We start from the raw sequence: 13185 nt of genomic DNA on the forward strand, positions 1-13185 counted from the left end.
ATGCTGAATGCACTGCTCAGTCAGCGGGCATTTCCGGTGCATATCCGCGGGTATTATCTGGAAGCGCCGTTGCCGGATGTCTTTATCGGGGAAATTTGTCTGTTATGGCAGGATGTTACCTGTCGCGTACTGCTCGGCCGGGCTCAGGTGGTGGGCTTTAATGAACACAACACGCTGCTGAGTCTGATCGGACAGGCCGCCGGGCTGACACTGACAACGGTTATCGCACCGACGGGTAGTGCAGTAACACTGACATTCACACCGCAAATTCCGGGCTCGGTGATTGATCCGTCCGGTAATACCCTGGCCCGTCTGAGTGAGATAACAGAGCCGGATAACCGGAGTATCATCCGCCCCGTCAGCGGTGAGGCGCCGGATGTGCTCTCCCGGCAGCGTATCACGGAGATTTTGCCGACCGGTGTGAAAGCCATTGATGCTCTGCTGACCTGCGGAAAAGGCCAGCGGCTGGGGATTTTTGCCGGTGCCGGCTGCGGTAAAACCGTGCTGATGAATATGCTGATTGAGCATGCGCAAGCCGATATTTTTGTGATAGCCCTGATTGGCGAACGCGGCCGGGAAGTGACCGAACTGATTGATGAACTGCGCAACAGCCCGCAGGCGGCAAAATGTATCCTGGTCTGCTCGACATCCGATAAACCGGCGGTTGACCGCTGTAATGCGGCGCTGGTGGCAACCTCACTGGCGGAATATTACCGTGATGAGGGGAAAGAGGTGATCCTCTTTGTTGATTCACTGACACGCTACGGGCGGGCGTTAAGGGATGTGGCACTGAGTGCCGGGGAAGTTCCTGTCAGGCTGGGGTATCCGGCATCGGTATTTGAGCAGTTACCGGCACTGCTGGAGCGCCCGGGGGCGACGAAAACCGGCGTGATCACGGCTTTCTATACTGTTTTACTTGATAGCGAGAATGAGCCGGACGGCTTTGGCGATGAAGTCCGTTCCATTCTCGACGGACATATTTATCTCTCCCGGCGACTGGCGATGCAGAATCACTATCCGGCGATTGATATCCCGGCCAGCATCAGCCGTGTCATGTCACAGATTGTTTCACCGCAGCATCTGGCGGCTGCCGGGCATTTCCGGACACTGCTGGCGAAACAGAATGAGCTGAAACTGCTGGTGGAGCTAGGAGAATATAAACCCGGGCTGAATGCGGAGAATGATAAAGCGGTTGAGCTCACTCTGCCGATGCGCCATTTTTTGTGTCAGTCACCGGCGGAATCCGTTGCGGCGGATGAAACAGGCAGATTACTTGAACAGCTCACACAATGAATTACAGCAACTGATCGCGCATTTCAGTCTGAAAGAGCGCTGTGTCCGGGCGGCACTGGCACAGCTGCACCAGCGCTACCGGCAGGAACAGGAAAATAAAGATAAGCTATTGTTGTTAATCAAAGGATTAGAACAGCAGATCCTTGAGTTTGAATGCCGCGGATTATTATCGTACACCGCACTGAATGAACTCAGGCGCAAACAGGCAATCTATCGTAAACAGATCCCGGATGTCCGTGCCAGAGTGGATGAATCATCCCTTCAGCTGGCGCAAATCTCGGATGATATTGCTGAGAGTAATAAAACAATAAATAATCTGAGAAAGAAACTTATTAAGTTTGAACAATATAATAAACAATGAATTTATTTTTTAAATATAAGCAGGACGCTGTAATGAATATTAATCGTTGTTGCCCGGAAGCTGAGCAAGATTTTCCGGAAGGTCATGTTAATCAACGGGTGACTGATTTTTTATCCGGAATGACAAAAAATAAAAAAGAAAATAAACATGACAGTGCTATCCCGGTGATTTATTCACTATTCTGTCCGTATGATGATAAATGTTATCATGGCGATATATTATATCCCGGGGGGATGATAAAAAATCATAGCAATCATCACCGGAAAGTTCATGATGTTATACTGGTATATCCGGAAAATAATAAAATAAAGAACAGTATATTCAGGGATAATGTCGCCACGGAACCTTCCGGTGATATCTCACATAACATGCCATCAGCGGATAAACCAAAAAACGTTCCGGCAGAGGAGGAAGATTATTCAGGCGCTGATATCTCAGCAGAAGAAAAGATACCGGCGGGCAGTGCAACAACTGAGTTACCGGAAATACCGTTTTTTCTGAACCATCCGCCTCCGGGGATAAAGACGGAAGTAAAAAATCAGCCATTGCGGCATTATGAACAGGGAAGAGGTACTCAGGAAAAAATACCCCTGTTCGTTTACCATACGGAGAAAAATGCGTTATCTCCGGCGTACAGCAGAGCTGATTATTATTGCTCTTATCATTTCAGACAGAAATATCAGCCACCGGAACCGGTTCATATTTACAGAGATAATCCGGGAGGGTTTAAATTAGAAACATATTCAGAATCCCTGAAGCGACGACTGAAATCAGCAGTAAATATAAACGGAATTGATAATATTGATATAATATAAGCGGATGAAATAAATGCATTATGATACCCATCAGATAATGGACTATCTGAGCTGTTATCTGCCGGAAAAAAAAGAAAATACCAAACGAACGATAAAATGTCATTTTATTAATACCCAAAATATACTGGAGGTATTAATTGATGTTGAATCCTTTCTTTCTGAGCTGATTGGCGAAAATACAATTCCCTGGGAAATCGTACCGGAAAATTATCTTATTGAACTGCTGAATGAGAACAGGAAAGAGATCCGGCTGCCTTTTTTTTCAGCGGAGAGTTATTTTCCTGAGTTCCGGACGGAAAACATCGCTGTTAATCCAACCCGTAAACTAGCTTTCTGTCAGGGAAATATTGATTTCACTCTGATTGGCGCCCGTGGCCGGTTTGATATTAATGGCCCGCCACTAACCCCAGATCTCTCTGTTCCGGTGAATGCCGGGATTTATATCGGTTCAACCCGGACATTCACGGGTGTGATTCAGCAAATCAATGAAGGCGATATCCTTTTTATTACACAATACCAGCGATTTCTGAGAGCAGGAGGCTATTTTCAGATGACACTGAAACAGGAGCAGGAGGACACGGTTATCACCGGACGCGGAATTATTCCGGAAGTGCCGGCTACCACAGCGGAAACGGCAGTTTTTGACAGCCGCAGAGTGCCGGTTCAGGTGGATTTCCTGCAGTACCGCAGAGTGTTTCCGTTATCGGAACTGATGGCGCTGCAACCGGGCGATACACTGCCGCTGCCGGCGGCGGATAATCACCTGATCACGCTGGAAATCAGCGGGCAGCGTTTTGCACAGGGGGAACTGGTACGTATCGGGGAACAATACGCCGTGGAAATTCATCATATCTTTCATAAGGGTGAATGATGACTGACAGCGCTGTTTCGATGATGCTGATGCTGGCCGCAGCATCTGTTCTGCCCTTTATTCTGGCGGCCGGAACCTGCTACCTCAAATTTTCCATTGTTTTTGTGATGGTGCGCAACGCCCTGGGGGTTCAGCAGGTGCCGTCAAATATGGTACTCAATGCGATTGCGTTTATTCTGGCGATGGTGGTGATGTTTCCGCTGGTCAGTAAAACCTATGCGTATGTTAATGAAAATCCGGTGGAATTATCTCAGCCGGAATCACTGTCGCGTTTTACGGATGAGGGGTTACAGGATTACCGGGACTATCTCTTCCGTTATGCCGATAAACCTCTGCTGTATTTTTTTGCGCAAACAGACGTTGATGAGGATGCTGAACCGGAACTGAGTGATGCCCGTGATATCGCATTCTTTCCCCTGCTGGCCGCCTATGCGCTGGGGGAAATCAAATCTGCTTTTCTGATCAGCTTCTATCTCTATCTGCCGTTTATCGTGATTGATCTCGTGGTGTCCAGCGTTTTGCTGGCGCTGGGGATGATGATGATGAGCCCGGTCACACTCTCTGTACCGATCAAACTGATCTTATTTATTGCCCTTGATGGCTGGTCGCTGTTATCCACCAGTCTGGTGTCTCAGTATCTCGAACTTATGGACATATAACATGGATGTGATTTATGCAGCGGATAAAGGAATTTATCTGGTGATTATGTTATCGCTGCTGCCGGTGAGTGTGGCGACCGTCGTGGGTCTGACGGTCGGCCTGCTGCAGACTGTCACGCAGATCCAGGAGCAGACACTGCCCTTCGGGCTGAAATTGATTGCTGTGTTTGTCTGCATCCTGATGCAGCTCAGCTGGCTGGGGGATTCGATGCTCAGTTATGCCCGTGAAATGTTCTCACTGGCGCTCAGCGCAACAGCGGCAGGTTAGTTCCCGGTGTCGTTATTCTCCTGGCTTCATGACCTTTTTCAGAACGCGCTGTTAAGTAGTGTGCGGTTATTTGCGGCGTTCTCTTTTTTGCCGTTTCTGAATGATAAATTTATCCTCAGCCGGACCACGCGGGGCATTATTATTTTTCTCATGGCGCAGTGTCTCAGCGGAAATGGAGACTACCCGGCGGCAGAGTTCTCAGTGGTCAATATACTGAGTGAGATCATTACCGGCATGGTAATGGGGTTGGTTTACAGCACGCCGTTTTTTATTTTTTCCGCCTTCGGTGAATATATTGATAACCAACGGGGGGCGAATATCAGTGATACCGCTGATCCGACAACAGGGACCGATGCATCACCGTTTTCCACCTTTATGAATCTGTTTTCTGTCTCGTTTTTTTTGCTCAATGACGGTTTTGTGTTACTGATGACATCCGTTCAGGATAGTTTCCGGTTGTTACCGCCGGGTACATTGCTGACGGAAATCCATTATGCGGCGGTATTTGACTGGCTGACAAACAGCCTGTCACTCTCTTTGCTGTTTTGTATGCCGGTACTGATTATATTATTTATTTCTGAAGTCAGCCTGGGCATTCTGGCCCTGTACAATTCACAACTGAATCCGTTTTCCTTATCACTTTCAATAAAAAGTATTATTGCCTTTCTGCTGGCGCTGCTGCTGTTTCGCAGCACAACAATGACGGATGTGACAGTGCTGTTTGATACTTCCCCTCTGACTCACTTTTTGAGGGGGAACGATGGCTGAAAAAACCGAAAAACCCACCAGTAAGAAACTAAAGGACGAATCGAAAAAAGGGAATACGTTCAAATATAAAGAACTGCTCTCCACAACCGGCTATGTGACGGGAATAGCGTATCTGCTTTACGTTGCTGACTGGTCAGCATTCTCCCGTTTTTATCAGACGGTATTGCGTAATGTGAATCACTTGTCACTCTCTGTTTATATACAGATGTTATCGGATATCTTTTTTCAGATGGTGTTACCGCTGATTATATTATGCGGAGTGAGTGTCAGCTTTGTTTCTCTGATGCAGACCCGTTTTGCTGTTGCGACGGAAGCGATTAAATTTGATTTAAAGAAAATTGATCCCATCGCCGGATTCAAACGGATTTTTACCAAAAAATCCCTGAAAAATCTGGTAAAAGCACTGATATCACTCATTGTGTATTTATCTGCCGGTTATACCTTTATTACTCTGTATACCGGCGATATTTATCAGTTAATTACGGCACTTTTCTCTGAAGTGAGTGAGAGCTTTCTCTATTTCACCGGCCACTATATCTTTATTTTTATCCTGCTGCTGATGCCACTGCTGGTGGTTGATTACATCGTTGAATATTTTTTCTTTTTTAATGACATGAAAATGGAAAAGCATGAAGTTAAACAAGAGTATAAAAACAGCGAAGGTAATCAGGAAATAAAATCAGCCCGCAAACAGCAGCACAGAGAATTGCTGAATGCGGAAACCAAAGCATTGATAAAGAATTCGGATATCGTGGTGGTTAACCCGACGCATATTGCCGTTGCTATCTATCTTGATCCGGAAAACGGCGTTATGCCGCTCATTACCGTGAAAGAGAAAGGCGTGTATGCGCTGGCTGTGCGCTGCTATGCCGAAAAGCACAGGGTGCCGGTTGTCCGGGATATCCGCCTGGCCCGGACGTTATTCCGGAAATATCATGTCTTTGACACCATTATTGATGATGATCTGGATAAGTTTCTCGATCTCTTACTGTGGCTGAATGACGCAGAGCAGGCTGCACTTGCCGATAGTGAACCGCACTAATATGTATCAGCAGGATGGTGCTGAGGCGTATTTTATGAAAGTGATTATCAGCCGGGTCAGATAGTATTGCCTGACTTGATAATCCAATATTATTAAGGGGTTTTTGTTATGGATGACAATACAGATTTTGATATTAAATCTCTGATCGGGAATATTTTTTCTCATCTGGAAAGTGGAAACATTTCTGATCTTCTGATGCCAAAGAATAATGAGGATTTTTCGGATGTTTATTCTCTGGCGTGTGATTATTATGATAAAGGGCTTATAGAACAAGCTGAGAATATTTTTCGTTCACTCTGTTTATATGACTTTAGCAATGTGGATTATTTACTTGGATTAGCTGCAGTTAAACAGGTGCAAAAACAATATCAGAAAGCGATTAATCTTTATAGTTTAGCTATTAATTTAGATGAAAACAATGCATCGATATATTTGTATGCAGGACAATGCTATTTATACACAGGTGAGAAAGAATCAGCGATAAGCAGCTTCAATCATTGCCTTTCATTAGCGTGTAATGATAATGAGCGGGAACAAGCAATACATTATATATCAATGCTGGAAGGTGGATTATGCGTTTGGAAAATAGGTTGAAAGTAAATAAAGAAGTTGATGATCTCAGTTATAATTCCTCATTGCATAATGATTTTATGAGGCTTAGGATAATATATGATGCGCTCACGGTTACAGAGAGAATTCCGTATGATGATGCTGTGAAATATATAAGAGAATACTACGATATAGTAAATGATAGTAACTTTAAGAATAATATTAAAAATAAGGTTATAATGCATGAAGAGTGTGAGGGATTGATTAATAAAACGAGGGTGATTGTTGATAGAATTGAACAAGAACAGATTAAATCTATGGCGGGTAGATTTTGGGAGCACTTTTATGAAGATAAAGTAAAACAAATTTATAGCGAATTAGATAGGATTAATTATATTCTGTCGGATCCTGACACTACAAGAGAACAAGCATTAAAAGAACTTGAAGCATATGATATATTAATGAAGGATAAAGAAAATATAAAGGCAATTAATAATGCTGGTGATAATATTTCAGAGAAAATAAGATTGATAAATAAAGGTATTCAGGAGTATTTTATCATTAGGGATATGGTCACATTTGGTTACTTTGTTGAGAGAATGGATAATGTCAGTGTGTATGCTTATGATATTTCAGTTAAATATCAGCGCGAAGGTATGAACAAATATGTTGATTATTATAAAAGCGTAGCAACAAAATTAAATACATTTGGTGATTATATTGATGAGCCCATCAATGATGGAAAGCAGAATAAGGTATATAAAAGAAAGTTTTATACTGAATTATACAACACTATGAAACCTTATTTTTATTATGGAGATTCTGTTGGCCATACTTTATATACAGGTAGTATGAAGATAGTTAAGGTCGGTGACGATAAATTTAATGTTCTGGTTGATGATAAAGTAATAGAAGAAAATTTATCATATAAAGATGCATATGGAAAAATGGAATATTTCTTTTCTTGTCATGAGCCGGTTATTAAAGGGACTAAATTATGTAAAATATTTAAACCCGTACTGGATGAATTTAATAATGTTATTGGCTTAGAAGGGAAGGTTGAACAGTTTCTATTTCCTTATGAACTTTATAGTTTTATGGACTTAGCAAGCGATGAAAAAGGACTTAATCGTATAAATGAAAATTTTGATAAATGTTTCAAGGATAAATCACCAGATTTATCAAGGTGGAATAATGTTAATGAAAAATCAATAGCGGCTACCAGTGATGTAAAATATACCAGGGAAATTTTGAAAAAAAACTATGATGCAGGATTCATTAGTTATTATGAAAATGAAGAAGAAAGAAATGAATATTCTAAGTTTTATCAACATGAAATAAATAGTATGAATCAAAAAATAGATGGGGCTAAGAAAGGACTTCAATTAACGTTGGATGAATACACTCAGCGGTATAACACTATAAATAGTAACTATGACAATATGCTGAGAACAATTACAACAATGATTAGCGAATTGGCTCAGGAATTAAAGGGATTTTTAAGATTCTGATATAAAAAGGGAATTGTATGACTGTAATTATTGATAAAACATCAGATTTTGGTGTTTTAAATACCACAACGTCAAGTGAAAGTGTAAATAAAAATTCAGGTGCAAATAAACAAAATCGTGTTAACGATCCTATCGGAGAGTTTAGCAAGGTGATGGTTAGTGATGTTAGTAAAAAATCAACATCAGCTAATGATGGAAAGAAAAAATCAGAATTAAATAAACCGAAATTGGATAACCCAAAGTTAAATAAAGATACCGCAGGCAGTGAAAGTACTACGGAAAGTAAAAATACCCCGGAAAGTAAGGATACCACAGACAGTAAAGATACTACGGGTAAGAAAAAAGGTGGATTTTCACTTAATGAATTACATTCATTGCTGACGGTTTTTTATTCTGAAGAGAAATTTAAAATTAATTCAAGAGCTCATGGGTACAATCTTAAATTCATCAAGGAATTATGGTCTGATAATAAAGTAAATCAATTATCAGAGCTTATTTCTGAATCCGGGGATTTGATTAATGACCATATTGAAGCAACGGCAGAGTATTATTTCTCACAAATGGGCAGTGAGCTGTTGGGAAAGATGCCGGATGGTGAGCTGAAAAATAAATTAACCGGTAATGGTGTTGATAAGTTTAAAAGTAAAGATGAAATTTCTTTATATTTAAGAAGTAAAACAAATGCCGATGAAGTTATTAAAAATATCAATTCGGAGTCAGTGCTTTATAAGGATAAAACCAAGTTATTTAAATCATTTTCTGATGAGATGAATAAATTTCCTGTGCTGGGTGATGAACTCGGTTCTCTCATTGCCGGAAATCGTGAGGAGATTACGGCTGAATTAAATTCATTACATGAAATGGCCGCTCTTCAGGATGAAGCGAAAGATATTGTGAAAGATATTTCTGATATATTCGGCTCTCAGCGTAAGTCTGATATGAATTATAGTAAATCATTAACTATTTTGATGGGTAAAATAGCAGATCTGCGGAATAAGCTAGCACAGCGTAAACTTGAAAATGATCGTCTTATAGCCACAATTCAGCAAAAAACATTGCAGGATAAAACCGATGCTGACGGAGCTGAAATGGCAAAAAAAATAAAAAAAGCAGAGCGTTTACAGGCCCTTTTTAAATGGTTAGGGCCATTATTGATCGCATTAATGGTTATATTAACTGCTCTGACTGGTGGTTTACTGGCAAAAGCACTGGCCGCAGTGATTGTGGTTGTCACTATTATTAGTGAAATTGTTAAGGCGGCGGGTGGCCCGGATATTATGGCAACAATAATGACACCGGTGACAAAATTGGTGGAAGTTGTCCAGAAGTTTATTAAAGATATGGCTATGAAAATTGGCCAAAAACTTGGGCTGCCACCGGCTGAGTTAAAAAAACTGGAAGAAAAAATGGAAATTATTGCCATGGTACTTGCAGTTGTTGTTGTGATGGCGGTGTTTGCTGCTGCAGGTGCTGTTGCCGGAAAAGTTATCGGTCAGGTGGTATCAGAATCGGTAAAGGAAATATTGAGACAGGTAATGGTGGAGGTTAAAAGATTATTAATTTCAATGATGCTGACATCTACTGTCGTTAACGGTATAAATTCAGTCACTCAGGCAGAACTTAATAAAGATGTAATGAAATTAAACGCTGATATAGATTTAGATCAGGAATTACTGGATAAGTTGATGGAATTGATGGAAAAAATAATGGCAGCTTTTTCAGAATCACAGCAGGATTTAAATAAAATGAAAGAGCAGTTAGGTAAGATAGGAAAAGACGATTTTCAGCGTAAGAAGGCTATTATACAGTCAGGGCCATTAGCTGTTTAATTTAAAAAGGAATTTATTATGACGACGATAACCACAGCAAATAATACGAAGCAGGTTTATTCACCGGAAATTGATAGTATTATTTCAGTAAAAAAAGATTTACAGGAAATAAATATTGATCCTGAAGTTATAAAAGAGATTACAAAAAATAACAGTATAAAGAGCACAGAAGTTACAGATGAGCAAATTTCTGCTGAGATCCGTACCCGTGCAGGCTCGCTGATGCCCTCTCTGTTATCTGTCAGTGATCAGAAATGGATGAAATTAGCCATAGAATTATGCAAAGTACTGAATGATGATTCACTGAGCCAGCAGGAACGCCAGAATAAGCTGGATGTAGCTGTTATTGAACTGGCAAAAGAATTAAAAAATATGAAATATAAGGAAGCCGAACTTCAGGTCAAAGCAGCCGTCACCGGTGCGTTAGTTTCTATTGGTATTTCTATTGTCGGTGCTGCTATGTCAATAAAGGGGATTGATGTGGCTAATCCGACGGCACCGACACCCGGCGGAATAGCGGGGCAGGCCATGTCCGGACTGTCCCAGCCGGTTAGCCAGGTATTCGTACAATTTATTCAGAAGCAGGTTACTGAGTTACAGGGTGATGCTGAAGTTGTTCGCGCGCAAAAAGATCTGAAGCTGAAAAGCGGTTCCGTTCATGGTAAAGCTTCTAATGACGCGCATGAATTAAATAAAAAAGTAATGGATATGTTTAACCGTTATCTTGATAACAAGCAGGCGACATCTGGTAACTTGCTTAATAATATGCGGACATAATCTCTTCTGTGCTCATAAATCCGGGCCGCTTCTGACAGCGGCTTTTTCATGTTCTTTCTCATCATGAAGAAAATTCATCATGTTTTGCCACTTCGGTTTTGATCCCGGCAGTGAATACCGGTATAACAAAGGAATGTCTAAACGTCTGGACGTCTAAATAAAAATATTCACCTGTGCGGTAAGGAAGAACACATGAAACTTGAAACGCTCTCTGTCCATGCCGGTTATTCACCGGATCCGACCACTAAATCTGTCGCGGTTCCTATCTATCAGACCACCTCCTACGCCTTTGATGACACGCAGCACGGCGCGGATCTGTTTGATCTGAAAGTCCCAGGGAATATCTATACCCGTATCATGAACCCGACCAATGATGTGCTGGAGCAGCGTGTGGCGGCTCTGGAGGGCGGAATTGCCGGGCTGGCGGTGGCATCGGGCATGGCGGCGATCACCTATGCGATCCAGACCCTGGCCGGAGTCGGCGACAATATTATCAGTGTCTCCAAACTCTATGGCGGCACGTATAATTTGTTTGCGCATAATTTTCCGCGCATCGGGATCGACGTCCGTTTTGCTGATCATGATGATTTCGCACAGCTGGAATCCCTTATTGATGACAATACCAAAGCCGTTTTCTGCGAAACCATTTCCAACCCGGCGGGGCATATCGCGGATATTGAAAAACTGGCGGAAATCGCTCACCGTCACGGTGTTCCGCTGATTGTGGACAACACCGTTGCCTCTCCGGCGCTGTGCCGCCCGATTGAATTCGGCGCGGATATTGTGGTGCATTCATTGACCAAATATATCGGCGGACACGGTTCATCACTGGGCGGGATTGTTATCGACTCCGGAAAATTCCCGTGGCAGCAGCATGCGGATCGCTTTGCGGTACTGAATACCCCGGATCCTTCCTACCACGGTGTGAACTACAGTGAGCACTTCGGTGCGGCGGCATTTATCGCCCGCTGCCGCGTCGCGCCACTGCGTAATACCGGCGCAGCTCTGTCGCCGTTTAACAGCTTCCTGATTCTGCAGGGACTGGAAACACTGGCGCTGCGCATGGAACGTCATACCGAAAATGCCCTGCGTGTTGCGCAATACCTGCAACAACATCCGCAGGTTGCCTGGGTGAAATATGCGGGTCTGGCGGATAGTCCGGAACATGCACTGGCGAAGAAATACGTGCAGGGCACGCCGGCATCAATTATGTCTTTCGGTATCAAAGGCGGGGCAGAAGCGGGAGCGAAGTTTATCGATGCCCTGAAACTGATTGTCCGTCTGGTCAATATCGGTGATGCGAAATCCCTGGCCTGCCATCCGGCCACCACCACTCACCGTCAGCTGAATGAAGCCGAACTGGCCCGTGCCGGGGTATCACAGGATATGATCCGTTTATCCGTCGGTATCGAGCACATTGATGACATCCTGGCGGATATCAGTGCGGCACTGGACAGTGCGAAATAATATTGACAATCAATAAAATATAACCATAACAATATGTTCCGGAGATAGTATGAGAAAAATTATTGTATCGGCACTGCTCGCCTGCACCACATTACTGGCCGTGTCCTGCTCGCAGAATGATGATGAAAAACCACTGAAAGTGGCGATTAACACCGGGCCGGATCAGGCTATCTGGGAAGAAGTGGTCAAAGTTGCCAAAGAGAAGCAGGGGCTGGATGTTGATGTTATCGCCTTCAATGACTATGTCCTGCCGAATGAAGCGCTGCGCAACAGTGATGTGGATGCCAATGCGTTCCAGACCGTGCCGTACTATGAGGCGCAAAGCAAAGAACGTGGCTATCAGTTTGAAGTTATTGGTAAAACCTTTATCTTCCCGATAGCGGCATACTCAAAGAAAATCAAATCCGCAGCCGAGCTGCCGGATGGCGCAACAGTGGCTATCTCTAACGAAGCCACTACGCTCGGCCGCAGCCTGCTGCTGTTACAGGCTCAGGGGCTGATTAAACTGAAAGACGGCGTCGGTTATCTGCCGACCACCCTGGATATCATTGAAAATCCGAAGAAACTGAAGTTTGCGGAGATCGATACCCCGCAACTGACACGCACCCTGGATGATCCGGATGTGTATCTCTCCATTATCAACAATAATTTCTCATCTCAGGTCGGATTATCCGCCGCCCGTGACGGTCTGTTTATGGAAGGGGCTGATTCCCCGTATGTGAACCTGATTGTGGTCAGAGCAGCAGATAAAGATAATGAGAAGCTGAAAAAACTGGTCGCGGCATTCCAGAGTGATGAGGTGCTGAAAAAGGCCGATGAAGTGTATAAAGGCGATGCTGTCCGGGCCTGGTAAATGCGCGTCATCCTTCCGCCCATAGCGGTGTTGGCCGCATTCAGGGGCACCTTGCTCTGAACGGAATGATTTAGTGTATTGAGATCTGCAGGCACAGGTGACGGGTAAAGAAAACAGAAAGC

General features: G+C 43.3%; 14 protein-coding genes. All 14 read left to right on the forward strand.

The window, feature by feature from the left end:
- Entirely contained in the window at nt 1-1293 is a 1293-nt protein-coding gene (sctN, locus tag JL661_RS02025) for a type III secretion system ATPase SctN (protein ID WP_036418100.1), read from the forward strand.
- Nucleotides 1274-1654, forward strand: a complete 381-nt coding sequence (locus JL661_RS02030; protein WP_004234815.1) for a hypothetical protein — start codon at nt 1274-1276, stop codon at nt 1652-1654. The genes sctN and JL661_RS02030 overlap by 20 nt, the downstream gene beginning before the upstream one ends.
- A gap of 32 nt (nt 1655-1686) precedes the next feature.
- Nucleotides 1687-2469: a hypothetical protein gene (locus JL661_RS02035; protein WP_062772188.1), complete on the forward strand. Its 783-nt coding sequence runs from the start codon at nt 1687-1689 to the stop codon at nt 2467-2469.
- Between the two features lie 13 nt (nt 2470-2482).
- Nucleotides 2483-3340 carry a FliM/FliN family flagellar motor switch protein gene (locus tag JL661_RS02040; RefSeq protein ID WP_004241207.1) on the forward strand — a complete coding sequence of 286 codons (858 nt, stop codon included), beginning with the start codon at nt 2483-2485 and terminating at the stop codon, nt 3338-3340.
- Between the two features lie 20 nt (nt 3341-3360).
- Entirely contained in the window at nt 3361-3999 is a 639-nt protein-coding gene (locus tag JL661_RS02045; protein ID WP_370598151.1) for an EscR/YscR/HrcR family type III secretion system export apparatus protein, read from the forward strand.
- A 1-nt stretch (nt 4000) separates the two neighbouring features.
- Nucleotides 4001-4267, forward strand: coding sequence for a type III secretion system export apparatus subunit SctS (gene sctS, locus JL661_RS02050; protein ID WP_004234819.1), 267 nt, complete (start codon nt 4001-4003; stop codon nt 4265-4267).
- 6 nt (nt 4268-4273) lie between these two features.
- A complete protein-coding gene (gene sctT, locus JL661_RS02055) occupies nt 4274-5035 on the forward strand; it encodes a type III secretion system export apparatus subunit SctT (protein ID WP_015422275.1) in 762 nt (253 codons plus the stop codon).
- Entirely contained in the window at nt 5028-6077 is a 1050-nt protein-coding gene (locus JL661_RS02060; protein ID WP_062772033.1) for an EscU/YscU/HrcU family type III secretion system export apparatus switch protein, read from the forward strand. The genes sctT and JL661_RS02060 overlap by 8 nt, the downstream gene beginning before the upstream one ends.
- Before the next feature lie 108 nt (nt 6078-6185).
- A complete protein-coding gene (locus JL661_RS02065) occupies nt 6186-6671 on the forward strand; it encodes a tetratricopeptide repeat protein (protein ID WP_036418103.1) in 486 nt (161 codons plus the stop codon).
- Nucleotides 6650-8137 (forward strand): hypothetical protein, encoded by a 1488-nt coding sequence (locus JL661_RS02070; protein ID WP_036418104.1) that lies wholly within the window; start codon nt 6650-6652, stop codon nt 8135-8137. Before JL661_RS02065 ends, JL661_RS02070 begins: the two co-directional genes overlap by 22 nt.
- Before the next feature lie 17 nt (nt 8138-8154).
- A complete protein-coding gene (locus JL661_RS02075) occupies nt 8155-9966 on the forward strand; it encodes a YopB/SseC family type III secretion system translocon subunit (RefSeq protein WP_004234827.1) in 1812 nt (603 codons plus the stop codon).
- Nucleotides 9967-9984: 18 nt separating this feature from the next.
- Entirely contained in the window at nt 9985-10743 is a 759-nt protein-coding gene (locus JL661_RS02080; RefSeq protein ID WP_004234829.1) for a hypothetical protein, read from the forward strand.
- A 192-nt stretch (nt 10744-10935) separates the two neighbouring features.
- Nucleotides 10936-12210: a bifunctional O-acetylhomoserine aminocarboxypropyltransferase/cysteine synthase gene (locus JL661_RS02085; protein ID WP_004241218.1), complete on the forward strand. Its 1275-nt coding sequence runs from the start codon at nt 10936-10938 to the stop codon at nt 12208-12210.
- Nucleotides 12211-12259: 49 nt separating this feature from the next.
- A complete protein-coding gene (locus tag JL661_RS02090; protein ID WP_024474377.1) occupies nt 12260-13063 on the forward strand; it encodes a MetQ/NlpA family ABC transporter substrate-binding protein in 804 nt (267 codons plus the stop codon).
- The last annotated feature ends 122 nt before the right edge of the window (nt 13064-13185 follow it).

It is taken from the genome of Morganella morganii (genome assembly GCF_019243775.1).
Lineage (GTDB): Bacteria > Pseudomonadota > Gammaproteobacteria > Enterobacterales > Enterobacteriaceae > Morganella > Morganella morganii.

Coding starts and splice junctions, on each gene's coding strand:
- sctN (WP_036418100.1), top strand. CDS start 1: ATGCTGAATGCACTGCTCAGTCAGCGGGCATTTCCGGTGCATATCCGC.
- JL661_RS02035 (WP_062772188.1), top strand. CDS start 1,687: ATGAATATTAATCGTTGTTGCCCGGAAGCTGAGCAAGATTTTCCGGAA.
- JL661_RS02040 (WP_004241207.1), top strand. CDS start 2,483: ATGCATTATGATACCCATCAGATAATGGACTATCTGAGCTGTTATCTG.
- JL661_RS02045 (WP_370598151.1), top strand. CDS start 3,361: ATGATGCTGATGCTGGCCGCAGCATCTGTTCTGCCCTTTATTCTGGCG.
- sctS (WP_004234819.1), top strand. CDS start 4,001: ATGGATGTGATTTATGCAGCGGATAAAGGAATTTATCTGGTGATTATG.
- JL661_RS02060 (WP_062772033.1), top strand. CDS start 5,028: ATGGCTGAAAAAACCGAAAAACCCACCAGTAAGAAACTAAAGGACGAA.
- JL661_RS02065 (WP_036418103.1), top strand. CDS start 6,186: ATGGATGACAATACAGATTTTGATATTAAATCTCTGATCGGGAATATT.
- JL661_RS02070 (WP_036418104.1), top strand. CDS start 6,650: ATGCGTTTGGAAAATAGGTTGAAAGTAAATAAAGAAGTTGATGATCTC.
- JL661_RS02075 (WP_004234827.1), top strand. CDS start 8,155: ATGACTGTAATTATTGATAAAACATCAGATTTTGGTGTTTTAAATACC.
- JL661_RS02080 (WP_004234829.1), top strand. CDS start 9,985: ATGACGACGATAACCACAGCAAATAATACGAAGCAGGTTTATTCACCG.
- JL661_RS02085 (WP_004241218.1), top strand. CDS start 10,936: ATGAAACTTGAAACGCTCTCTGTCCATGCCGGTTATTCACCGGATCCG.
- JL661_RS02090 (WP_024474377.1), top strand. CDS start 12,260: ATGAGAAAAATTATTGTATCGGCACTGCTCGCCTGCACCACATTACTG.